We start from the raw sequence: 22,466 nt of genomic DNA, 5'->3' as shown, positions 1-22,466 counted from the left end.
GTTTTTCAATGAATATGTAAGTGATTGTGCTGACTGCCGCAACCAGAAGCAGGCGCGGATAGCGATTTTAACGTGTAGAATATTTTCGGTATCTGCCTGGATCCCAGACTTCAGTCGCGAACGACGGGCGCAAAACCTGTGCTGCCGCGATCCGCGCAAATCAGGGCGACCAGATAGGCAAAGATCGGGTCCAAGGCCTTCTGATTGAACATGATGCCAAAGCTACCGGTTATGACGTAACTGCTGACGAGCAGAAGAGCGATCGCGATGGCCAAGTCCCGGCCCGGCCCGGCTTCCTTTCGCCACGCGCCGATCACAGGTGTCGCGAGCATCAGTGAAAGCGCTGCAATGCCGAAAATGCCGGCGTCGATCCCCGCGGTGAGAAAACCATTATGGACATGCGAATAGGTCAGTTGCGGCCTTATGCTCTCGGGCAGCTCTGCCAGAACCGAAGCCATCCGGTTTTGCGGGCCATAACCGGTCAACGGGTCCTTGCTGATTGCTGACACTGCACCCTTGTACAGAGCGAGCCGTGCACTGAGAGACGTGACTTCGCCGTCGCTGCGTTCGAGCGATGCCATATTGTCCTGCAGTGCCTCGATGCGATGGAGGATCTGGCCGCTGCCGAGGGCGATAAGTCCGGCAAACAGCAAAGAGCCGGTGATGGCGAGGCTGCGCAAACTCAGATGGAAGCTGTGTTTGCGAAAATACCAGAGAAAGATGACGATATGGATGGGAATGACCAGCCACGCCGAGCGCGTTCCGGAAAGCAGGGCGCAACCTAGACCGGCGGCATATCCCAGTATGGCAATTCGTTGCTCGACGCTCTTGGGTGATTGAACGTTGAGAAGCGCGATGCCGCCGAAAAGAACCCCTATGACGCCCAGCAGCGCAGCGTTCGAAGTCCCGGCCTCCGCCCTGCCCATCAGGAACATGATCTGCAGCAGACTGAAAAGAAAGGTAACGATCATGCCGATACCTGCGCTGAGGATAAACAGCGGCACAAGGCGGCCATCAGGAGACTGGCGCATCCGTGGCAATATCAGCCAGACCGAAAAGAACGGCAGCAGTCGGAATATCCAGTCCAGTTCTTCGGAGTAGGGCGGATTGACGAATATGCTCGCGATCATCACCAGTGGGTAGACCGACATGCCAATGGCAACCAGCCGGTCGGATTTCGACAGGTTCAAGGCAAGGCTGCCCGTCGCCAGACAGTAGAGGCCCCACGCCATCGATCCGAGAAGGATGAACGAGTTAAAGTTCGGCGAAAGTCCAGGAAGGATTGCAAACAGAAAGACCGCGATCCGGTTGTTCCGATCGCGTACGCTTCCTGCCCCAATCTCGGGATAGAGCACTTCTATCTTCAGTTGTCTGAGGTATTTCACGCGCCGATCCTGACCATGCCGATGCCGTCTGGCTAAGGATCGTGATCACGCCTGTCAAGTGGGGGATTGAGTGCAATCTATGGCTTTAAGGCTCGTGGTATTCCAGCAACAGGATCTATGGGCGAAGGTGGTTTTATGACGTGGTGGAAAGCGGATGCGACGCAAGTTGGTAGAAAACACGGCGAAGGCCGCTGCCTAAAAACAATGGCTCAGGCGGCAGATTGGTCTCCGCGCCGGTGAAAGCCAGATCCAAGACCTAGCCCGTCGACGAATAGCTGTTCAAAGAAATCGAGCCCCTCTATCGTTGGTCGCGTCACGGCCTCACATATTTCCTCCGCATCGGCTGCGTCGGTTTTGCTATGCTTTCACTGGCGTAGAATTGACCTACTGGACAGTTGATCGATGATATTTCGACCCAGCCTTTGACCCGGCTTTTCAACGAAGCAGTAAGCTATTGCGGCAGCGCCTAGAGTAGCTGGAACGGCCATAAATGGACCTAGGGCGTGGAGGAAGAAAGGGTGGAGCAGATATATAGAGAAGCTGATGGTGCCCAGGTACCTTAATGCGGGGTTTGTCAGCTTGGAAACAGCACCTTCATAGTTGGCGTTCAAGAGCAGCAGTGCTGTAACAGCGGCAATTACTGGACCGCTCCAATCATTCTCCTGTTTGGCAATTAAACAGGTCAAAATCGCAGCGCTTGGCATCAAAAAAAGAGATTGGGTGCGCGCTTAGCACTATCAAACAGGCCAATACGGCTTGCTTCGAATGTCAACGCGCCTAGCAGAAAAGCGTACAGGTGCCATGAGAGCGTATATTGTCTGAACTCCAAGAATGCGCCTCCGATCTCCTCGTGCATTGTTGTGCGCAAAATCGGAATTGCGATCGCGACTGTAACGAGCGCCGCTATCTTGGGTGCGTTTCTGACTGCAATCAAAAACACTGGAAAAAGAAGGTAGAAGCTAATTTCCACAGGCACGGACCACTCCACGCCCAAGATATCGTTCGTATACTTGAGCAACAAGATGTTCGCAAAGGTGAAATGAGCCAGCCAGCTGTCGGCCGAGTGTTCTGATGGCAAATATACAGCGGCCAGCGTAATTGCTACAAAATACATTGGTATTATTCGAAAAGCTCGCTTCAAAAAGAACGAACGCCAAAAACCTTGGCATCCAACATCTTGCGGTAGTGCTTTCAGACAGAGGCAATACGCCGAAACGACAAAAAATATCGTGACCCCATATTTTCCGTGATCTACAATTGAATTTCCGATTGTGCCGAGCGAACGAAGGCCCCATCCACCCGCATGGATCATGAAAACCATCATTGCAGCGATTCCACGCAGTGCGTCGAGGTGGCCTATCCGCGTTTGGCTTCTTGCCAGCATAAATATGGCCCCCAATTGCACCATCGGTGAGCTACCCCGTTGCCGTAAGAAAAACAACAAGCAGGCGCTAATTGGCTGTGGTTAATTCACCGGTTTGGGACTGGGCACCATGAACGGTATGTGCGGAAAAAACCACCTGTCGATATCTAACTGCGCGTAACGAGCGTCTCGCGTGATCATGCCGAAATCGAACATCACTACAGAATAACAGACCAGCATGCAGGCAGCAGCGATCCTTCGCAAACCATCCTGTTAATGAAACCTTCGTTGCCAATGAGCCACCAGATCATGAGGTCTTGTCGAGTTCCATTCGACCTTCGCGTTTGAGCCGGCCAAACGAAGAACCGATCGATAGCTCGCGCTCCGCTCAGTTGACTGCTTACAGCAGCCTTCGTCTATCCAGATATCGAACTGTCGTGACTGCCAAGATATCCCAAAGAGATCGTTGCATGCCTCAGCGGCTCATTCCTGAAATGTATGGCCAACTTCGAAGACGAGGACGTATCCTACCTCACGCCACCTTCAGCAGTTCAATAAACCGACCTGTGACAGAAGCTTGGGAAAAATCCCCACTTTGGAAAAGAGCCAGCGCTGCTTCAGAGTGATCCCTCAAAAGTTTAGGGCTTTCAACGTACTGAATGAGTATGGATTCTATTTCATCGGCCATTTCAGTCGGCTTTCCGGCGCGTATCAGAAAGCCCGTTTTCCCATTCTTCACCACCTCGTTGCACCCTGCCACATCGGTAGCAAGAGACGCTACCCCACAAGCTGAGGCTTCGATCAGTATTCTTGGAATTCCCTCACCGTACAATGTTGGAAGACACACAAGATCGACTTTTCTTAAAAGGGAAGGCATGTCAGTTTCCTCACCGAGAAATGTGATGGACGAATTGTCAGCCAGTTCTGTGGCTGAATAGCCATCAGGATCCTCGGGCTCGACCATGCCGGCTACCACAAACTTAACCACCGCTTGATCAGCATACCGATCGGCCGCGATCAAAAATGCCTCAAGACCTTTGGATTTGAGTAACCTTGAGGCAAACAGAAATTTCAGCGGAAGCGTAAAGTCCTCCTGACTTTTCGCGTAGAACAGCTCCGGATCTACGCCCGCGCCCTTGATTACAGTGGAATTTTCGGGTTTTACCAGCCCTTGATTGAGAAAGATTTCGCGATCGTGTTGTGTCTCAAAGGTAAAATGAGAGCAACTCCGTGACGAAATAAACTTGAAGGCTAAACCGATCAATCGACGAGCTAAAATTGCCCGAGTCCCCATCATCCTACTGGATGGCGACATCAGCCTACCTAGTCCCGGGATTGTTATCAACAGGTTCTCGGGCCCTCTGCCGAGAGCTTTAGTCGCCAAAGCAGCTAAGCCAGAATAAATAGCAGGCTTTAGAGTGATCAAGTGGACGACTTTCGGACGCGTGCGAATGAACAGAAGAAAAGATCGGAGAGCTATGGCGCAGTCCATAATCGGGTTGAACGAAAATCGGCTGATTGGTATATGTTTTAGTTGTAATGGGAGACCCTCAATATGGGTCTCTTTGCGACCTCCGGTCGCAACTATCACTTGATGACCTTCGCGAGAGAGCCTCGCGGGAACTTCTGCTCGATGGCGAAGAAAGTAGTCGAGGTCGTTGCAGATCACTACCAAGGTGGACATTCGATTGCTATCTATCTTAGAAATTGACGGCGGTAAATGTTGTGCGCGAGCAAATTCTAGCCGTCAACGCCTACATGTTTCAGTGCCGAATACACCTTGCGTTTGCGCATTGCCATTGAATTCTGCCAGCTGTCAATGGACGCTTCCATAATCTGATCGTCCCAACTCGGCAAAGAGCAGACATGACGTCAAATATTCCGCTGACCTTTATCATCCCAACGTATGGGCGCCAAGACAAACTGGTGCGCGCCATTACCAGCATCTTGTCGCAAGACTGGCAGCCTGAGGAGATCATAGTTGTCGACGACGCGTCCCCACAGCCCCTAACTTTGCCGGCAGCGTTCGCTGAAACAGGCCGTGTTCGGATTATCCGACAGTCTGAGAATCGTGGCCCCGCCGCCTGCCGCAACGTCGGAATGCTCGCAGCCCGCACAGATTGGGTGAGTTTCCTGGACAGCGACGACTGGCTGCTACCTGGAACCCTGCAGCTACGCTGGTTTTTTTGGAAGATGCAGAGAGAAAGAGCCCGGCAAAAGGCCGCACCGTGTACGGCTGCGGATGGCGCGATCTCCAACCTGATGGGACGATTCTACGAGAACGAATTCCCCTCCCTGCGCAGCAGGCCGCAGACTTCTTCCGAGGCTGCTGGTTTTCTCCTGGTTCCTGTATAATCCTCAATCAGAAGGTAATTATGCGCGAGGTAGGCGGTGCGGACTGTGACTTGCGGCGTCTCGAAGATTATGAATGGTTTATACGCATTGGGCTTTCCGGATTTGAGCTAAAGGTGCAGAACCTCGTCGCGGCTGGAATTGAGCGAGGCAGCAATACCAATTTCGCTGCGGTCACCGTTGCAGCAAATGCAATCCGCCAGCGTATCAGGGCCTTAACCACGAGCAAGAGATTGCGACGTACGGCTGCGGCCTATCTTTTTTATGAGCAAGCAGCGTCGGCCTGGCGAGAAGGCCGGTTTCCAGCGTTCGGCACCCTCATGATGGCTTCCCTGGCAGCGCAACCGCGGCTCACTATCATCCCCATGCCTGGATGGCACGTCCACCCTGCGCCGAAGCTAGCGCTGCTTTTGTAAGAACTATGGAGCGGCGAAAAGTGGGGGATCTTTCAAAGACCGGAGTACAATCGCTGCACAGTGGCATTGAACTTCCCACAGAGCAAGCGGCAACACGGGCGGGGGTGCAAGCGCAGAGCTTCTAGGAGCACCCGGAGGCTAAGGCTATAGGCCCGGTTGCGGACAGCTCCAGATAATAATCGCATGAGAAAGTCGCACATCAACGACTCGCGACGTGCTTTAGGGTCCAAGCTGCGGTACTGTAGCCACGCGGTTTCCAACGCGTCTTCGCCTGAGAGCGAAATATAGGCATTCCGCACAACGAAGGTCGTGGCCTCTACATCCTGACGCAGGTGGATAGGAATCACATCGATCAAACCAGAGTAGATCCTATCCACACCCTCGGTTGGGTCACGCAAACCTGCCTTGCGCACGCGATGTGCAAGTCGAGCTATCAGCGTTCCTAGCTCCTGCGCTTCTCTGTGTACCGCGGACACATTTCCACCATGCATACGGTAATTTAGCAGTGGCTTCGGAAGATTGGCGATTCCGTAGCCCAATTCATTCACGCGCAGCCAGAGGTCGTAGTCCTCGCAGTGCGAAAAAGCCTTGCGGTAGCCACCTGCCGCTAGCACTACCTCACGTCGCATCATCGCCGTTGGGTGAGCGATCGGGCAACCCCGTTCAAGGAAACGCGCCGCCTCCAACTCTGTGACAGGATAATCGCTTAGCCGGATAATCGAACCTGTTTTATCCATCAGTCGGGTGAAGCTTCCCAGAACACCAAGTTGCGGCTCGGCCTGCATCCGAGCATATTGAAGCTCGAGACGCTCCGGCATGGCCACGTCATCGGCATCCATGCGCGCAATGAGGTTAGACCTTGCCCGAGAGATGCCCTCATTTAACGCAGATACAAGACCGTCGTTGGGCCGTTCAACTAGTACGATGCGGCGATCAAGAGTGGCAAGTTCTCGCGAAAGCGGACCGCTTCCATCAGTTGAGCCATCATTGATAATGATCAGCTCAAAGTCAGTGAAAGTTTGTTCGAGAATGCTTTCTACCGCCTCGCGCAAGAAGGCCTCGCCGTTGTAAACCGGCAAAACGACGCTGATGGCCGGAGTCTTGCTCATTTCAACAATATCCAGTCGTCAGGATAAAGGTCGAGAACGTTGCAAGCAGCAAGCCTGTCGGGAGCGAACCAGCGGGCTGGAGCGACCACCCACTTGTCGGGAGTGGCATTGAGCCAAGCCCCCCACCATGAATAGGAGCTATTCGCAATGATATTGTGTCGACAACGGGCCATCAAAAACATGTCTTCCCAAGGCGCGTGGGGGTCGGTCCGCACTACGTGCGCGCCGGGCACATCTGAAAACGCCTGAGCAACAAAATCCGGTTCATCGGAAAAAAGGAAATACTCGGCTTTACCTTCCAATAAAACATTTATCAGAGATACGGCGCGACGATAATAGCTCATGTCAAGCGCAGAGTGAACGCCAGAGACGGCTTTAGAGAGATAATCGCCACGGCGCACATGCAGCGAGACACTATAGGGGGTAGCTTCAATTCTTTCGGCCCATTTCTCAGCAGATTCTGTCAAAGAACCTGAGAGCTTGAACCGCGAACGCAGAATGTCTTCCACACCTTCGAAATAGCGGGGACTCTGAAAATAGCCATCGAGAAGAATCTCCCCACCTACAAGCTTTGCGAAGGCAGGGTCAAAATGAAAATGCGGCTCCCGGTAGACTTGGTCACGATAGACCGGACCGCCCTTTAGCCTCCTTGCAATACGTGTGGCGAGCGAGCTCGACACACCTCCAACCAGCGGGGCACCTCTATAAATGTCTTGCGGCACATTGAGACAGTCGAGTTGATATGACCTAATTTTGTAGGTCGCGAAAGCTGATACATCAAGCAGCAATGGTCTTCGTTGATGTTCCGCAAGGCCCAGCGCTGCTGCATATTGGAACATTTGATTACCCAGCCCACCAACCAAGCGGATAACTACCGGCCCCTGTCTTATTGGATTACCTTGCATCCGCGCTTTCTTTCCCTTTCAGTCGCCATTTTAGATATCTGAGGATCTCAAGGAAGACCTGCCACCAGAAATGGACCCTATTTCTGAAGATCTTAGCGCCAAGCACGTCCCCGATTTTCGACAGACCAGTATAAAACCTGTTGACCTCCAGTGGATTTCGAAGCGCGGGTAACACAGTGCAAACTGCGCGCCTCCGCAACGTTTGAACAAACTCCGGGTTGGAAGTCAGCAGATGCTGCCACTTCTCGTAGACAATCAGATGCTGCTGAAAAAACTCCAGTTCCCTACCGGGCCTTGATCTCCTTTGTGCGCTCTGATCATGCACCCTGATCCCAACAACTGCTTCATCCGTGAAATCGACATCACTGATGGCCGCTAGCCGAAGCCATAGATCCCAATCCTCACCGTAAAAAAGCCGCTGGTCGAAATAGCCGCACTGCTCTAAGACTTCGCGACGTACAAGCACGCTAGAGGCTGAGCCAGACAGGACGTAACTATCGACCAGCAATGGCATGAATATTGCCCCACGTTGCTTTGGTGGGACAACGTTCTTGTCCGAAAGACGATTGCCTGACTCATCTATAAAAAAATAGGAAGAATGAACAAACCCGACTTTATTCCCACCTAACCTGAACGCGTCAATCTGGAGTTCGAGCTTTCGAGGCAACCAAATATCGTCCGCGTCAAGAAACGCGACAAATTCTGAACTAGAAGCTTTGATCCCACTGTTTCTCGCCGCAGATACGCCCGCGTGCGGGAGCTGCAACCACACTATCCGATCATCGAATTTCTTCAACTGATCTACAATTGTCGATGTGCTATCGTGTGAGCCATCATCGGCGATTATTATTTTCTCCACAGTAAGGCTTTGATTTTGGACAGACTTAATGGCGTGTTCTATGTAGTCTTGCCCGTTGAAAACTGGAATAACGACATCAATGGTGGCGCGGTTCATTCAGGCGCCCCAGCCTTTTCGCGACGCGTCCACGACTCCCAGACAAAAGGATATCGCCAATCAAGTCTGTGTGTGCGCCGCAATTGTCGAGCAAGCTTTCTATACCTGCGCCTCGCGTTTGGAACATGCAAGTGAAACTGCACTTGCAGATAGCGGATCGCGGAAATGTGTCCGGTTTCAATCAAACGTTCAAGTAGGGAATATTCTCCGCCTTCGATGTTCAGCTTCATTAGATCCCAGTCGGTGACAGGGCTCTCGCGGAAGTATCTTGCAGCATCCCACAGATCGACCTGGATTTTTCGTTTTCCAGATGACTGAAACTGTCCTGAGGCATCGGCATCGAGCTCAAATTCGACCTGCATGTCCTGATCTGAGAGGCCTGCTCTGAACACAATGATTTTAGGTTCTCCAGCGAACCTATTTTCAACCTGTTCAGCAAATCTCGGAACTGGCTCGAAAATCGCGACCTGAGCGTTATAGCGGTTAACAAACTCGGCTGCGAAGTCACCAAGATACCCACCGACGTCCAAAACATTCGCGTTAAATCTTAAGGGATATTCATAACGAATTTGATCTTCCGGAAAGGAGGTTATCCAATTTTGATGCGCGCGATACGTGTCATCGGTCGCGAGCCGCCAAAAGTGATTGAATCTACGGAGGAATTTCGCTCTTCTCGCTCTAATCCCACCAGGAATCTTCTTCAGCGTGGGAGATTTCTCTAGCTGACGGATGATTTGAAATTTCAGTCGCTTTAGGGGCGTAGACGCAAATCTGCTTTCAGCTCTTAAAGTTTTGCTGTTTTTAGGAACCTGCCCGCCAGGGTCGCTGGTATGTTGACGTGCAATGCGTGCCAGAACGCCAAAAAGGTTTTGTTCGTGCATCACTCGTCGGCGAGCTTCAAGAAGTTCATCTCTGCTTCGTTCAGCAAGATCAGATTCAATGATATCTCTGATAGCTGCGATGGCTTCATTAGGTTCTTCGATATTTATCTGCCTCAGCGAGCCCTCGGAAAAATAGTCCAAGACATTCGTACAACCGTAATAAATTGGAAACGTCAGGGTCAGATAAGGATCGGCAAGTTTTTCCGTCCAGTAGTCTGGAATTGCGCAGTTTTCGAGCGAGATATGATATCGATACTCATCGAGGACATCTCGCTTGTCCGCAAAATCGACGATACCTCGACCAAAAATATCAATCTGATCCCCGAACGCCTCCTTGAGCTTTGCAACGAAGGCAAGTCTCGCTCTATGTTCTTCGGTGAAGTCCTTGTTTGACGAAACGACCGACACTAGTTTCGTCTTGACCGGGTTGTATGTCCGAAAATCCTCAAAAGACATCGGTTTATCTAGCAGCGCACCGCCAGCGGACATTGTGCCAACGTGCCAAGGCAATCCCGCTTGTGTGAAAATGCGGTTGGGATGCGGAGTTTGCCTGTCGGGTGTGATTACAAAATCGAACTGCCCAAGAAAGTCCGGATTGTACCTCTTAACGCTAGGCGGTTCAGAGGCCACAAAAATTGTCTTGGCACCTGCAGGCACAGGCTGCGATCCGCTCGGCAAAGCATCATACACCACTACGAAATCGGCATCAGTCGTCGCTACGAAGAATTCGACGCCGTCAAACGAAGCTTGCCTTTGGGGTAGCTGCCTTCGCCACGGCCAGCTTGTGTGCTGTGTGATAAATGCTAATTTGATCATGCTTTGCTCCCGGCGCAGCAGTTTGTTATGAGCCTACCCAATTCAAAATAGGAGCTACGGTTCCTGGACGACGTGAGCGCCAGTAGGGGAGTCGCTAAGTCCTCCCGCAATTTGTAGAAAAACACTGACGTGAGTATTGGCTGGCTGGGAGATCCAGCCCTGGGCATGAAGCGACGCAAAAAAATCAATTCTATACCTGTCTTCGTTCAAGATGTGCCCGGGAACGTTGGCGGTTAAAATATTTCGCCCCACCGTCAAGGTCGGCCAGTCTTGTTCCGACTTGTCGGTCGTGGTTGACCAAAATACATGTCTGCCCTGATCGTCAATAACAGCGAAGCCAAAATTCAAGAGTGGGCTCAGGCGGCGGATATCCACGTCAATCTCGACACCGAAGCCTTGGCTGCCCGCCACAGTGCGGTCTATCGTCTTTCCTGCTCCATCAATTAATCGAAACGAGCGTAGAGAGAAGAAATCAGAATCGAGCGCGCCATCTCGGTCGGCATCGTGCAGACCTTTTAGCGAACCGTGCTCCCCAAGCAAATAGCGACCACAAACATCGTGCACATCCGTACTATCTGCTTTCAATCGCCCCCGGTCCAGCCAGATGATGCGTGAGCAGAGTTGATTGACAGCATTCATGTTGTGCGACACGAAGAGCACGGTGCGACCAGCGTTGGCAACGTCCTTAATCTTGCCTAGACACTTTTTTTGGAAATCCACATCACCAACGGCGAGAACCTCGTCAATGATCATTATCTCTGGTTCCAAGTGCGCGGCAACAGAGAACGCAAGCCGCATCTTCATTCCGCTGGAATAACGCTTGATCGGCGTGTCGATAAATTCCTCGATACCAGAGAACGCGACTATTTCGTCAAAGCGAGCTTTGATTTCCTGTTTGCGGAGGCCAAGAATAGTGCCGTTGAAATAAACATTTTCTCGCCCGGTCAGTTCTGGATGAAACCCAGTGCCGACCTCTAGGAGTGATCCCACACGTCCGTTGAGTATGGCCTCGCCTGTCGATGGGGTGGTTATGCGAGACAAAATCTTCAGGAGTGTGCTCTTGCCCGCGCCGTTGCGGCCGACAATCCCAACGACCTCGCCTTCTGAGACGTCGAAATCAACACCTTGAAGTGCCCAGAAGTCATTGCTTGCGGACTCACTAACGGCGTGGCTATGCGTCGACCGAGAAAAAAGCGAGGCAACTTTATCGCGCAACGTGTCATGCTGATTTTGTACTGCGTTAAGCCGGTATTCTTTACCGATATCGTTCACGCTGATAATTGGAGGCATGTTTCAGATCCTATCAACAATTGTCAGCTCAAGCTTGCGGAAGGTCCGAAAGCCAATGATTAAAAGGAGACCTGTCCAACCCAAGAGAATCCCGTAAGCGTAAATTGAAGGAAACGGACTACCAAGTATCATCGCTCTGGCGCTGTCGAGAAGCGTCGCCACAGGGTTCAACATAAAAATCCACTGATACGCTTGAGGAACGAAGGTCACTGGATAAATAACCGGGGTCAAATACATGGCGATTTGGACAAAAAATGGTAGGGCAATGCCAACATCGCGGTAAATCGCATTTACTGGTGACAGCAGGAGTCCGATACCATAACCAAGCAAGCCGCCTGTGAGGAGAACCAAAGGCAGAAAGACAGTGTACACGGTTGGCACAACACCATAAAAAAGCATTAGCGACAGCAAAATAACGAGCGAAATTCCCAACTCGACGGCTGCGGAAAGCGCAGGCACGAGCGGCAATACTAGGCGTGGGAAATATACCTTCGTAATAATCGCCTCGTTTTTGACGAGTGAACCGGATGACTCAACCGCAACCTTGCTAATATACTGCCAGAACAGTAGGCCCGACATCACAAACACCGGATAAGGCACGCCATTACTTGGAATCTTTACAAGAAAGCCGAATACCAAAGTGAAAATCAGTGTCGTCATCAGTGGCTGAAGCACTGCCCAAGCCACACCTATAACTGACTGCTTATAACGGATCTGAATTTCGCGAACGGCAAGCGTCCAAGCTATATCTCGATTGAACCAGACATCTTTGACGTTGTCGGCGATTGTGTAGTTCGTCTTGGGACGTATTACCACTCGTTTGCGGCCGTGAGCCGTCGAGATGTCACGCATGGGTTTGGATTAGCCTTTTCAAAACGGTGTCAATATCTGTCAGCCATTTGAGCGCCCCCGGAGAGCGTTCTACGATAACCGAAACAAGCGACTCGCCGACAGTTTGTTGTGCTGAGCGACAGGTTTTACGGACTTACAGAAGGTCGCCGGCTGCAACCAATTTCCTGAGCCAGGAAACACGGAAACTCCCCGTGGCCCTACTTGGGTCGCCTGCTTCATAATTCCATTCAGTTCCCAACCAATTCGGGCATTCCATAATCGCGTTTTGACGCTAGGGCAACATAGCTTTTTTTCTAATATGAGGCGAAGCTGGAATAAAAGTGTGGAAGCTTGTCTTCCCACGCCTTCTGAGGAGGGTTTGTGTGAGTTGGCTCGGGTTGTCTGGACAGTGCCCGGCGTTTGTTAAGTGGATTTCCGCCGAGGTTACGCTGCAGCCAGCATCGGCGTCAGCGCGGTGAAGTAAGCCTGATCCGGCAGCACCTCGGGAGCACATGTTCTTTATGGCGCGTTGCCGGCACCATGTTATCGCCAACAGCTCCAAATCCTGATGGAGCGCCTAGCTCAAACAGACGCAAAACAACCACGTAATTGCCCCGGTCCGCTAGTCCTCCCCGGACAGGCTAGAGCGTTTCAAGTCTTGACGGAAGCGTATCCTGCGTTTTCGAAATAGTTTGCACATTCGTCTGGCTTGATGGTTTCACTGAGGTATCCCAGATGGCGCCAAGTGTCCTCGACGGTTCGTTTTTGGGCCTGTCGCATCCAGTGCTTGATCTCGGCAAAAGCCTGCTCGATCGGATTGAGATCGGGAGAATATTTCGGCAGGAACCATAGTCTGGCGCCGGCCGCCTTGATGGCATCGCGAATGGCCTTGGCCTTATGGGAGCCGAGATTGTCGAGAATGACGATGTCACCGGGCTTGAGGGTCGGGATCAACTGCTGTCGGACGTAGGCGTCGAAACATTCGCCATTGATCGGGCCATCGAAGACGCAGGGTGCGGTCATCTGGTCGCAGCGCAAGGCACCGAGGAAGGTGAGCGTGCGCCAGCGGCCATGGGGTGCAAAGCCGCGCAGCCTTTTGCCTTTCGGCTCCCAGCCGCGCAACGGCGCCATGTTGGTGCGGATCCAAGTTTCGTCGATGAAAACCAGCCGCTTTGGATCGAAGCGACCTTGCCAGGCCTTCCAACGTGCTCTGCGCCGGGCAACGTCGGCCCGGCCTTGTTCAAGGGCGAACAGCGTTTTTTTTGAAGCTCAGGCCTTCCCGGCGCATGAATTGCCAGATGGCATTATGGGAGACGATAACACCGTGAGCGGCCAGTTCGTCCTTCAGCCGATGCAGCGTCAGGTGTGATGTCTGTTCGATCCGTTCCAGGATGAAGGCGCGATGCGGCTCAAGCATCCGTCGACGATGACCGCCCATCTTGCCGGGGGTCACACTGCCGGTTGCCCGATAACGCTGAGACCACTTCACAACAGACGACACGGCAATGTCGAACCGATCCGCCACCACCCGGCAGCTCTGACCGGCCGCAACTGAAGCCACTACACGTTCACGAAGATCATTCGAATAAGGTCGCGTCATGGAGGCTGGCCTCCTACTCCAGCAACCATCTTGAATCATAATTCTGCCGATTTGAGAATCTGGAGGGTTCTGTGAGGTCCGGGCGCTGTGCGTGCGGCATTCACTGATCGGACCTCATTGAAGCCGGATTGAGCGAAGGCGCGGGTTGTTTGGCGCTATGGGGATTTAGCCGAAGCGGTGGATGGCGTTTTGCAGGGTTGAGCCTTGCCGGAGCCCGTGGACAGGTATGGAAGGAGATTCTTGCCGGTATTTGCGGTGTCTTTGACGCGCCTGTCGGCTGGTTTGCATCGACCGAAACGTCGCTCGGGCACGATTGGCCAAAGCACTCGCACCGCGGCTCTTCGGCATGCCGACGCTGATCGTTGCAATGATGGCGCGCGTGGTATGATCATGAACTGTCGTTCCATGCTGGCCGACGTACCGGCTGGAGCGGGGTCCACGCGCCGATGATCGTCATGGTTCCGCCGCAACAGGAGCAGCGGTGCAGCAAAGGTGGTGGCTTTGTGTCCGGTTCTTCGACCGGGTGTTCCGGCGGCGGGACGTCGAGCAGGCTTCGGCACAGGTCCAGCTTCAGTTGCCGATGGCCATTGGCAAGCAGGCCATAATGACGAATGCGGTGAAAGCCGTCCGGAACGGTGTGAAGCAGGAAACGGCGGATGAACTCGTGGGCATCGAGCGTCATTACCTTTTGCCTGCCGCCCGTTCGATAGTCCTTCCATCGGAATGTGACTCGATCGCCATCGATGCTGACGAGGCGGGAATTGGAGATGGCAATGCGATGGGTATAGCGCCCGAGATAGGCCAGCACCTGTTCGGGTCCGGCAAATGGCGGCTTGGCATAGACCACCCAGGCGACACGCCGCGTTTCTTTGACAATGTGATTGAACGCCGCCGGATTGGCCAGGCCGGCGATATCGCCAAAGAACCGAAGCTGGTCCAGGTCGTAGGCCTGCTTCAGCTCTTCAAGAAACAACCGCCTGAACAGGGATGACAGAACGCGCACGGGCAGGAAGAAGTTTGCCCGGCAGGGAACCCAACGGGACTGGTCCGCCGACAATCCGCCGCCCGGCACGATGCAGTGGATATGAGGGTGAAAATGGAGGTTCTGTCCCCAGGAGTGCAGCACCGCGATGAAGCCGATCTCTGCACCCAGATGCCTGGGATCGGCAGCAAGCTTGCGCAACGTCTCGGCGACGGCGCGAAACAGGATCGTGTAAACGGCATTTTTGTTCTGGAAGGCAATTGCGGCGATCTGCTGCGGTAGGGTGAAGACCACGTGGAAATAGCCGACAGGCAGAAGGTCGGCCTGTCGGGCAGCAAGCCAGTCACGGCTCGCCTGTCCCTGGCACTTTGGGCAATGCCGGTTGCGACAGGAATTATAGGCGATGCGGAACGCCGCGCAGTCCTGACATTGCTGGACATGCCCGCCCAGGCGAGCGGTCCGGCACATCTCGACCGCACTCATGACCCGGCGTTCGACACGCCCGAGATGGGTGTCGTGGGCTTGACGATATCTTTCCCCGTGGCGGCGAAAAATATCCGCCACCTCCAGTCCCGCCGCCATGGCGAAACTTGCTCAGCTTGGCGGCACCACCTCCAGCGTCAGTCGGTCGAGCGGGCTGGTCGTGCTGCGGATCAGGGTATTGGAAACCTTCGTGTAGCGTGCCGTGGTGGACAGATTGTTGTGGCCGAGCAAAACTTGGATGATGCGGATGTCGGTTCCGCTTTCCAAAAGATGGGTGGCAAAGCTGTGGCGCAGCGTATGCACCGTTACCCTTTTGTCGATGCCGGCCGCGGCGCACGCCGAACGGCAGGCAGAATACAGAACCTGGACGTCGATGGGCTTGGTCTCGTCCCGACCCGGAAACAGCCAGACCTCGGGTCTCGCCAGCCGCCAATAGACCCGCAGGATCGCGAGCAACTGCGCTGACAGCATGACGTTGCGATCCTTTCCGCCCTTGCCATGCTCGACGCGGATGATGCCGCGTTCGCCATCAATGTTGCGGACCTTGAGATGGACAGCTTCCGAGGCGCGCAGCCCCGCCGCATACGCTGTCGTCAGTGCGGTACGGGTCCTCAGGCTTGGAACGGCTTCCAGAAACCGCACGATCTCGTCGCCGTTGAGGATCGTCGGCAGCTTGGCCGGTGTCCGGGCATAGGCAATGCGCTCCGGTATCTCGCCATGACCAAGCGTGACGCCAAAGAAGAACCGCAGGGCACAAACTGTCTGGTTCAAGGCTGGCCATGATAGGCCCGATGAAACCAGATGCACCTGAAACGCGCGCACGTCTTCCAGTCCAAGACGGTCTGGCGATCGCCCGAAATAGCGCGAGAACTTCGTTACCGCATGTAAATACGATCGTTGCGTTGCTGGCGAAAGATTGCGGATCGTCATGTCATCGATCATGCGCCGGCGTAGAGGGCTCATCTCCGTCATCGTCATCTCCTGATTGAAGGTTGGGCAAAACAGCCCATTCCTTCAATCAGGAGCGCTTCATGCAATCAGATCCTCCAAATGCCGCGAAAGCGGCTTCGTTCAATCCCTGCCGATTCCGATAAGCGATGAACCGCTCTAGTCACCTGTACTGTGTACTGGGCCTCGCACTCGAAGACCGTGCGTGATTAGAACTCGTAACCAAACAAATCCACGTCACGCGCGTGCCGATGGGCAATGCGTTCCGCATCTTCGTCCGTGTAGGCCAAGCGATAGTCCTCGGTCTCGCGGGAGGAATTGACGCGCTCGCCGAAGGCAATGTTCAGCCTCAAGCGGTATTTTGCCCGCAGCAGCTTGAGATCGTCCTCAAGTTGCTCCTGTCTCAAAACGTTTTCGATCGCCAAGGTGCCATTCTCATCGATGATCCAGTCGCTAACCTGCTTCCTCATGTAGTCGTCTTTCGAGCGTTCCGCATCAACGTCGTCGAGCCATTTGAGATAATCCGAAAAACTCAGATCCTTGATTTGGCGGTGCTCCACAGCCATGCCCGAAGCTTTCGCATCCGTATCCTTGGACACATAATTGTACCACGATAAATGCCAGTCCCAGGGATTGCGGACGACGGTGAATAGCACGTAGTCGTGAAGGTCTTGTCCCCGTCCGCTAAAAATATCCCGGTACTCTAGATAGGTTCGGTGACCTCTCGCCTCCTCCCATTGGATTGACGGACACGCGAAGCGGCGCTCGCCGAACGCCTTTTCCACGAAGCTTCCGCCGCACTTGGGCGTATGAATGAAGATCATCTTCAGGCCTAGGCGGGGGGAGAGGCTTTCAATGAAGTTTCGCTGGATTTTCATGCGTCTGGTCCTGTCTTACGAGCGCGTTTGCCCGCGTGTAGAATAATCTTGCGATCGAATATTTTCTCATGCCGGCCGTGCAGAGAACTGTTCATTTTCTGCAGCCTTATTCCCTAATAGGTACCAGTTGTCGCTCCGCGGAAAAAGATCACCGTACGTCAATTACCACTCAGAACCGACCCGGCGGGGGTGTGGATAAAAACTTCGACTCGTTCTATGCCATAACGCCAAGGCCTTTCGCCAAGAAGCCGTGCGCCTTACATGCGGTCTCGGCGTGGCTTGCTGCTGGCGACGAAGTGCGGATTGGCGAAATCGGCATCAACGGCCTGATTCCGCTTGCCGTATGTGAGCGCCTTGCCATTAAGGCAGGTAACCGATCCACCTGCTCCAAGGAGAACGGCGTGTCCCGCCGCGGTGTCCCATTCCATGGTCCGCCCGAGTCGAGGATAGACGTCGGCTTCACCTTCCGCCACTAGGCAGAATTTCAATGAAGACCCGACAGACACCGTAGCGCGTACGCCCATCCGCCCGAGCCACGTCTCTGTCGTCGGATCAGAATGCGAGCGGCTGGCGACGGCAGTCAGTTCCTCACACTTCCCCCGCACTTTAACGGGTGAGCTGTCGCCGCGACGACCGGACGCGTCAATCATGCGTTTCTGTGCAATTCGTCCGCTGCCCAGATACAATTTGCCAAGGGCCGGAGCATATACAACGCCCGCCGAAGGAATGCCGTTTTCGACCAGGGCGATATTGACGGTAAACTCGCCCCGCCTATTGATGAATTCCGTTGTGCCGTCGAGCGGATCCACAAGGAAGAACCGGTTGCCGAGTTCGCTTGGTAGTCGCCCGCAAGAGCACTCCTCCTCCGCAACAATAGGAATGAGAGGATATCGAGTGCGCAAACCGTCGAGGATGATCGCTTCTGCACGAGCATCGGCCTCGGTCACCGGCGAAGCATCGGCTTTGCTACGCGATTCAATTTCGCCAGCATAAACAGACATGATGACCTTACCTGCCAGCAAGGCCAAATCCTCGAGATCATCCAAAAGGTCACGCACCCAATCAGCCTCTTTTCGTCAGGAATTCAACGATCTGAAGTGCCATATCGTCAATGTCCCGATTGAGTGTTTGAACGTGGATGTCGGGTTCCGCCGGAGGTTCATAAGGCGAGTTGATCCCGGTGAAGTTTTTAATCTCGCCGGCCCGTGCCTTCTTGTACAGACCCTTGGGATCTCTGCGCGCGCATTCCTCAATTGGCGTATCAATGAAGACTTCTAAGAACTCCCCGTCCTCCATGAGATCTCGGGCAAGCCTCCGCTCTGCGGCGAAAGGGGAGATGAAGGCAACAAGCACGATCAAACCGGCGTCAACCATCAACTTCGCAACCTCAGCCACCCGACGGATGTTTTCAACGCGGTCTTCCTGGGTGAAACCAAGATCGCGGTTCAATCCGTGCCGCACGTTATCTCCATCCAAGAGGTAGGTATGTCTGCCCTTTGCATGGAGAATTGATTCTACTCGATTTGCGATCGTGGACTTTCCGGATCCCGAAAGGCCTGTGAACCACAAAATGGAGGGTTTCTGCGCCTTCATTTCCGAGCGCTGTTTTTTGGCGAGACTGGTTGATTGCAGGTGGATATTCGACGCCCGCCGAAGCGGGAAGTCGATCAGACCCGCGCCAACAGTGGCATTGGTGAACCGATCAAGAAGGATGAAGCTGCCGGTAGTGCGATTTTCTCTATAGGCATCGAACACAATCGAGTTCGACAGAGAAAGATTGCAGACACCGATGCCGTTCATTGGAAGCGATTTCGCCGCATCATGGGCGAGGGTATTGATGTTCAGTTCGTATTTTAGATTCGTGATGCTGACACTCACGGTGTCTGTCTCCGTCCGTAGAATGTAGCTACGCCCAGGTATCATCGGGCTATGATCGAACCAAATCAAATGCGCCTGAAACTGGTCGGCCACATGCGGGCGGCTGTCAGGCGACACCAGAATGTTTCCCCGAGAGACATCGATTTCATCATCAAGAACAAGGGTTACCGCATCGCCTTCACGCGCTTCCTCGCGAAGGCCGTCTTTCGTCACGATCTGCTTGAGTCGCGAACTCCGGCCAGACTTCGCGACCACCAGCGCATCACCGACGGTGATTTTGCCCGAGGCGACCTGTCCTGCAAAACCTCTGAAATCGAGATCGGGGCGAACAACAAGTTGTACAGGAAAACGAAAGGGCCTGCTTTCAACCGCTGGGTCGATGGAAACGGTATCGAGTTGCTCAAGAAGCGTTTTGCCCAAATACCACGGTGTATGTGCCGATCTCTCGACAATATTGTCTCCAACCCTGGCGGATACCGGAACTGTGCAGATTGACTCAGATCCCAGACCCTCTACGAACTGGTCGTACGCGGATGCGATCGTCCGGAAGCCAGCCTGATCGTATCCTATCAGGTCCATCTTGTTAACGGCCAGAATAACGTGCCGAATTCCAAGCAATGCCGCGATATACGTATGCCGTTTTGTCTGCGTGAGGATGCCTTGGCGCGCATCCACCAGCACGACGGCCAGATCCGCCGTTGATGCGCCCGTCGCCATGTTTCTGGTATATTCTTCATGTCCCGGTGTGTCCGCGACGATGAACTTCCGTTGCGCGGTCGAGAAGAACCTGTAGGCGACGTCGATCGTGATACCCTGTTCCCGCTCGGCCTCGAGTCCGTCTAGCAAGAGGGCGTAGTCCAGTTCACCGTTCGCGGTTCCGTGGCGTTTGCTATCGCTCGTGAGGCTAACAATTTGATCCTCGTACAACGATTTTGTCTCAAGCAACAGTCTCCCGATGAGGGTCGATTTTCCATCGTCAACGGAGCCGCATGCTAGGAAACGTAAGAAGCTTTTCCGTTCTTGCTGGTCGAGATAAGCCTTTAAATCGGGGGTCCCGTATTGATTTGCAATTGAGGTCATCAGAAGTATCCCTCACGCTTCTTCTTCTCCATCGAGTCTGCCTCATCCTTGTCAATTAGGCGCCCCTCCCTTTCGGAGGAATGAGTTACAAGCATTTCCTGCACGATCGCCTCGAGGCTAGCCGCGTCTGATTCAATCGCGGCTGTGAGTGGGTAGCATCCCAATGATCGGAAGCGTACCATCCTCTCTACTACCTGGCGGCGCATTTTCTCCGGCATCCGATCGTCATCCTGAAGAATGAGCAGGCCATCCTTTTCCACAACCGGTCGCGCAGCGGCGAAATAAAGCGGGACGATCGGGATGGCTTCCCGCATGATATATTGCCAGACGTCCAGTTCAGTCCAATTAGACAGAGGGAATACCCGAATCGACTCCCCGGCATTCACCTTGGTATTGTAGGTCTTCCACATCTCAGGACGCTGTTTCTTGGGATCCCAGCTGTGTTCCTGATTTCGAAATGAAAATATCCGTTCCTTGGCTCGCGACTTCTCCTCATCGCGCCGGGCGCCGCCGAAGGCCGCATCAAAACGGTACATATCTAGGGCTTGTCTCAGGCCGAGCGTTTTCCAGACATGGGTGTGGTGGCTTGAACCATGAACGAACGGATCCACGGCGTCGCTGAGGCCATCCGGGTTGATGTGCACGATCAGGTCGAAGCCCAGCGTCTTCGCCGTCTGGTCACGAAACTCAATCATCTCGCGGAATTTCCAAGTGGTGTCGACATGTAGGAAGGGGAAAGGGGGCCTCGCGGGGTAAAAGGCTTTGTAAGCAAGATGCGTCAGAACGGACGGAATCTTTCCCGATCGAGTAGAGCATCACCGGCTTCTTGCAGGTAGCCGCAACCTCACGAAGCACATGAATGGCTTCTGCTTCGAGCCTGTCTAAATGTGAGGCCTGGGTCACAAGAACTTCCTTTTGACGAAACGAAGACCGCTCTCCCTAGCTCAATAGCCTCCATGGGTCAAAGAACTATGTAAGCAGAGCGCAACCCTGATTTGCTCGTATCCAGTCGTCATGACTACTGCTGGCACACGCTAACCGTGGTCTCTCTCGTCAGCATCGCCGGCTGTTGCCTTCATGGGCACGTAACCAGAGCGAACAGTTAGGTACATTGTCACTGCTCTACGGCCAGGATTCTCGGTAGATATCCACCAAGGCCAATAGAACAAGTCACGTGATATTGATGTTCTGCAGATCGTTTGCTAAGCGTTTCAGCACGTCGGAGGCAGGCAGACTTGCAGATGCAAAAGAACGATGAGCTTCACTTCCTCACAGGCATCCGGGGGTGTGCGGCCACAGCTGTGATGGCGACACATGTCGCGGCTGCCTTCCTGCCCAACCTGCCTTATTGGTTGGAGTATTTGCTCTTGCTCGGCCCAAGCGGCGTCATCGTGTTTTTCGTCATATCGGCGTTCTCGATAAGCCTGTCGCTGGAGCGAGCCTTTTCTCCGGTGAGCTATGCCATCAAGCGCCTCTTCAGGATAGCTCCTGCATATTACGTGATGTTGATGGTTGCGTTCTCACTGGGTGGGTCGTACTGGGCAGAGCATTTTCATGCGAAGTTCGATACCACAAGTTTGCTTCTGCATCTGACATTCCTGAACTGGTTGGACGTCACGCAGGCTAACAATGCTATTGGCGTTGAATGGACGCTTAGCATTGAAATGCTATTTTATCTGCTATTGCCACTCATGGTGAACATCTCCCGGAAATCACTAGGCCCGCTTACGCTATTAGCAGCATCGTTGTCGTTGCTACTTTTCCTTCCGCACGCCGTAGAGCCGCCTGAGGCTTGGTTGTGGTCTCCGATACCGTTTTCCATCTGCTTTGTGGCCGGCGTTGTTGTCTTCCGATACTGGGAGATATGCAGCTCGTGGACAGTTTTCCGAGTGGGTGCTCTTGTGCCAGTGGTAATTGCTGCAGCGGTTGCGCTGGCTCCGCAGATATTTGAGCAGCGGATACTCGTGTGGACCGTCCTCACCAGCGTCCTGATCTGCTCTGGTCGGTCATTAATAAGCAAGCTTCTGTTTGAAAACCGCATTGCCGTTTATCTCGGAAAGATGAGTTATTCGCTTTACCTGGTCCATCCGGCTGCCATTATCGTTGCAAGGCATTTCTCTTCCGGCTGGACAGCAACGGTATTGACGATCCTTGTGACCTCGGTAGGGGCGTTCGCCTTAAATAGATGGGTGGAGGTGCCGGCAAAGAAGCTTGGAGGCACGCTCGCCAGATCCTCGACACTGATGAAAATGGGAGACGCTCCACAGTCCGCAAACTAGGGTCAGGCGATTTCTGGTAGTTCGGAAAGAAATTC

General features: G+C 53.6%; 18 protein-coding genes and 1 pseudogene. 3 read left to right on the top strand and 16 right to left on the bottom strand.

The features are described from left to right. Positions 1-110: 110 nt before the first annotated feature. The 3 genes from ACS4RS_RS03690 to ACS4RS_RS03680 form a co-directional block, all read right to left on the bottom strand. On the bottom strand, positions 111-1,385 hold the full coding sequence (locus ACS4RS_RS03690; protein ID WP_439008665.1) for an O-antigen ligase family protein: 1,275 nt from the start codon (positions 1,383-1,385) through the stop codon (positions 111-113). A gap of 703 nt (positions 1,386-2,088) precedes the next feature. Continuing rightward, on the bottom strand, positions 2,089-2,709 hold the full coding sequence (locus ACS4RS_RS03685; RefSeq protein WP_449313884.1) for an acyltransferase family protein: 621 nt from the start codon (positions 2,707-2,709) through the stop codon (positions 2,089-2,091). 571 nt (positions 2,710-3,280) lie between these two features. Beyond that, positions 3,281-4,432: a glycosyltransferase gene (locus ACS4RS_RS03680; RefSeq protein WP_439008667.1), complete on the bottom strand. Its 1,152-nt coding sequence runs from the start codon at positions 4,430-4,432 to the stop codon at positions 3,281-3,283. Between the two features lie 182 nt (positions 4,433-4,614). On the opposite strand from ACS4RS_RS03680, the gene ACS4RS_RS03675 reads away from it, so the two are divergent. Beyond that, entirely contained in the window at positions 4,615-5,103 is a 489-nt protein-coding gene (locus ACS4RS_RS03675) for a glycosyltransferase (protein ID WP_439008668.1), read from the top strand. 20 nt (positions 5,104-5,123) lie between these two features. Beyond that, complete coding sequence (locus ACS4RS_RS03670; protein WP_439008669.1) at positions 5,124-5,516, top strand: hypothetical protein; 393 nt, start codon at positions 5,124-5,126, stop codon at positions 5,514-5,516. A gap of 32 nt (positions 5,517-5,548) precedes the next feature. On the opposite strand, the gene ACS4RS_RS03665 is transcribed toward ACS4RS_RS03670, so the two are convergent. The 13 genes and pseudogenes from ACS4RS_RS03665 to cysD all read right to left on the bottom strand — a co-directional run bounded on the left by ACS4RS_RS03665 (position 5,549) and on the right by cysD (position 21,055). Next, positions 5,549-6,625, bottom strand: a complete 1,077-nt coding sequence (locus ACS4RS_RS03665) for a glycosyltransferase (protein ID WP_439008670.1) — start codon at positions 6,623-6,625, stop codon at positions 5,549-5,551. Then, positions 6,622-7,530, bottom strand: a complete 909-nt coding sequence (locus ACS4RS_RS03660) for an alpha-1,2-fucosyltransferase (RefSeq protein WP_439008671.1) — start codon at positions 7,528-7,530, stop codon at positions 6,622-6,624. Before ACS4RS_RS03660 ends, ACS4RS_RS03665 begins: the two co-directional genes overlap by 4 nt. Beyond that, positions 7,520-8,485: a glycosyltransferase gene (locus tag ACS4RS_RS03655; protein ID WP_439008672.1), complete on the bottom strand. Its 966-nt coding sequence runs from the start codon at positions 8,483-8,485 to the stop codon at positions 7,520-7,522. The genes ACS4RS_RS03660 and ACS4RS_RS03655 overlap by 11 nt, the downstream gene beginning before the upstream one ends. Further along, entirely contained in the window at positions 8,482-10,182 is a 1,701-nt protein-coding gene (locus tag ACS4RS_RS03650) for an FkbM family methyltransferase (protein WP_439008673.1), read from the bottom strand. Before ACS4RS_RS03650 ends, ACS4RS_RS03655 begins: the two co-directional genes overlap by 4 nt. A gap of 54 nt (positions 10,183-10,236) precedes the next feature. After that, the gene (locus ACS4RS_RS03645; RefSeq protein ID WP_439008674.1) at positions 10,237-11,472 is read right to left on the bottom strand and encodes an ATP-binding cassette domain-containing protein; all 1,236 of its coding nucleotides are present in this window, start codon (positions 11,470-11,472) and stop codon (positions 10,237-10,239) included. Between the two features lie 3 nt (positions 11,473-11,475). Beyond that, positions 11,476-12,324 carry an ABC transporter permease gene (locus ACS4RS_RS03640; RefSeq protein WP_439008675.1) on the bottom strand — a complete coding sequence of 283 codons (849 nt, stop codon included), beginning with the start codon at positions 12,322-12,324 and terminating at the stop codon, positions 11,476-11,478. Between the two features lie 630 nt (positions 12,325-12,954). Next, a protein-coding gene (locus ACS4RS_RS03635) for an IS630 family transposase (protein WP_439008676.1) occupies positions 12,955-13,903 on the bottom strand; the annotation gives its coding sequence in 2 pieces (ribosomal slippage) (positions 12,955-13,566 and positions 13,568-13,903; 948 coding nt in all). A 388-nt stretch (positions 13,904-14,291) separates the two neighbouring features. Continuing rightward, positions 14,292-15,467: an IS91 family transposase gene (locus ACS4RS_RS03630; protein ID WP_439008677.1), complete on the bottom strand. Its 1,176-nt coding sequence runs from the start codon at positions 15,465-15,467 to the stop codon at positions 14,292-14,294. 12 nt (positions 15,468-15,479) lie between these two features. Beyond that, positions 15,480-16,340 (bottom strand): tyrosine-type recombinase/integrase, encoded by an 861-nt coding sequence (locus ACS4RS_RS03625; protein ID WP_439008560.1) that lies wholly within the window; start codon positions 16,338-16,340, stop codon positions 15,480-15,482. Between the two features lie 185 nt (positions 16,341-16,525). Next, positions 16,526-17,194 carry a sulfotransferase family 2 domain-containing protein gene (locus ACS4RS_RS03620; RefSeq protein WP_439008678.1) on the bottom strand — a complete coding sequence of 223 codons (669 nt, stop codon included), beginning with the start codon at positions 17,192-17,194 and terminating at the stop codon, positions 16,526-16,528. A gap of 257 nt (positions 17,195-17,451) precedes the next feature. Next, positions 17,452-18,252 carry a 3'(2'),5'-bisphosphate nucleotidase CysQ gene (cysQ, locus tag ACS4RS_RS03615; protein ID WP_439008679.1) on the bottom strand — a complete coding sequence of 267 codons (801 nt, stop codon included), beginning with the start codon at positions 18,250-18,252 and terminating at the stop codon, positions 17,452-17,454. A 4-nt stretch (positions 18,253-18,256) separates the two neighbouring features. Then, positions 18,257-20,152 carry a sulfate adenylyltransferase subunit CysN gene (gene cysN, locus ACS4RS_RS03610; protein ID WP_449313883.1) on the bottom strand — a complete coding sequence of 632 codons (1,896 nt, stop codon included), beginning with the start codon at positions 20,150-20,152 and terminating at the stop codon, positions 18,257-18,259. Beyond that, positions 20,152-21,055 (bottom strand): annotated as a pseudogene (gene cysD, locus ACS4RS_RS03605) (sulfate adenylyltransferase subunit CysD). The gene cysN and the pseudogene cysD overlap by 1 nt, the downstream one beginning before the upstream one ends. 338 nt (positions 21,056-21,393) lie before the next feature. On the opposite strand from cysD, the gene ACS4RS_RS03600 reads away from it, so the two are divergent. Beyond that, complete coding sequence (locus tag ACS4RS_RS03600) at positions 21,394-22,431, top strand: acyltransferase family protein (protein ID WP_439008681.1); 1,038 nt, start codon at positions 21,394-21,396, stop codon at positions 22,429-22,431. Positions 22,432-22,466 lie beyond the last annotated feature (35 nt).

This window comes from Rhizobium sp. F40D2 (genome assembly GCF_051810745.2).
Classification (GTDB): Bacteria; Pseudomonadota; Alphaproteobacteria; order Rhizobiales; family Rhizobiaceae; genus Rhizobium.
The sequence above is the reverse complement of the archived record's forward strand: the minus strand, read 5'-3'. Positions and strand labels throughout refer to the sequence as shown.

Excerpts from the sequence above, each read along its gene's own strand:
- ACS4RS_RS03685 (WP_449313884.1), bottom strand. The coding sequence starts at position 2,709 with ATGATGGTTTTCATGATCCATGCGGGTGGATGGGGCCTTCGTTCGCTC.
- ACS4RS_RS03680 (WP_439008667.1), bottom strand. The coding sequence starts at position 4,432 with ATGTCCACCTTGGTAGTGATCTGCAACGACCTCGACTACTTTCTTCGC.
- ACS4RS_RS03675 (WP_439008668.1), top strand. The coding sequence starts at position 4,615 with ATGACGTCAAATATTCCGCTGACCTTTATCATCCCAACGTATGGGCGC.
- ACS4RS_RS03670 (WP_439008669.1), top strand. The coding sequence starts at position 5,124 with ATGCGCGAGGTAGGCGGTGCGGACTGTGACTTGCGGCGTCTCGAAGAT.
- ACS4RS_RS03665 (WP_439008670.1), bottom strand. The coding sequence starts at position 6,625 with ATGAGCAAGACTCCGGCCATCAGCGTCGTTTTGCCGGTTTACAACGGC.
- ACS4RS_RS03660 (WP_439008671.1), bottom strand. The coding sequence starts at position 7,530 with ATGCAAGGTAATCCAATAAGACAGGGGCCGGTAGTTATCCGCTTGGTT.
- ACS4RS_RS03655 (WP_439008672.1), bottom strand. The coding sequence starts at position 8,485 with ATGAACCGCGCCACCATTGATGTCGTTATTCCAGTTTTCAACGGGCAA.
- ACS4RS_RS03650 (WP_439008673.1), bottom strand. The coding sequence starts at position 10,182 with ATGATCAAATTAGCATTTATCACACAGCACACAAGCTGGCCGTGGCGA.
- ACS4RS_RS03645 (WP_439008674.1), bottom strand. The coding sequence starts at position 11,472 with ATGCCTCCAATTATCAGCGTGAACGATATCGGTAAAGAATACCGGCTT.
- ACS4RS_RS03640 (WP_439008675.1), bottom strand. The coding sequence starts at position 12,324 with ATGCGTGACATCTCGACGGCTCACGGCCGCAAACGAGTGGTAATACGT.
- ACS4RS_RS03630 (WP_439008677.1), bottom strand. The coding sequence starts at position 15,467 with ATGGCGGCGGGACTGGAGGTGGCGGATATTTTTCGCCGCCACGGGGAA.
- ACS4RS_RS03625 (WP_439008560.1), bottom strand. The coding sequence starts at position 16,340 with ATGACGGAGATGAGCCCTCTACGCCGGCGCATGATCGATGACATGACG.
- ACS4RS_RS03620 (WP_439008678.1), bottom strand. The coding sequence starts at position 17,194 with ATGAAAATCCAGCGAAACTTCATTGAAAGCCTCTCCCCCCGCCTAGGC.
- cysN (WP_449313883.1), bottom strand. The coding sequence starts at position 20,152 with ATGACCTCAATTGCAAATCAATACGGGACCCCCGATTTAAAGGCTTAT.
- ACS4RS_RS03600 (WP_439008681.1), top strand. The coding sequence starts at position 21,394 with ATGCAAAAGAACGATGAGCTTCACTTCCTCACAGGCATCCGGGGGTGT.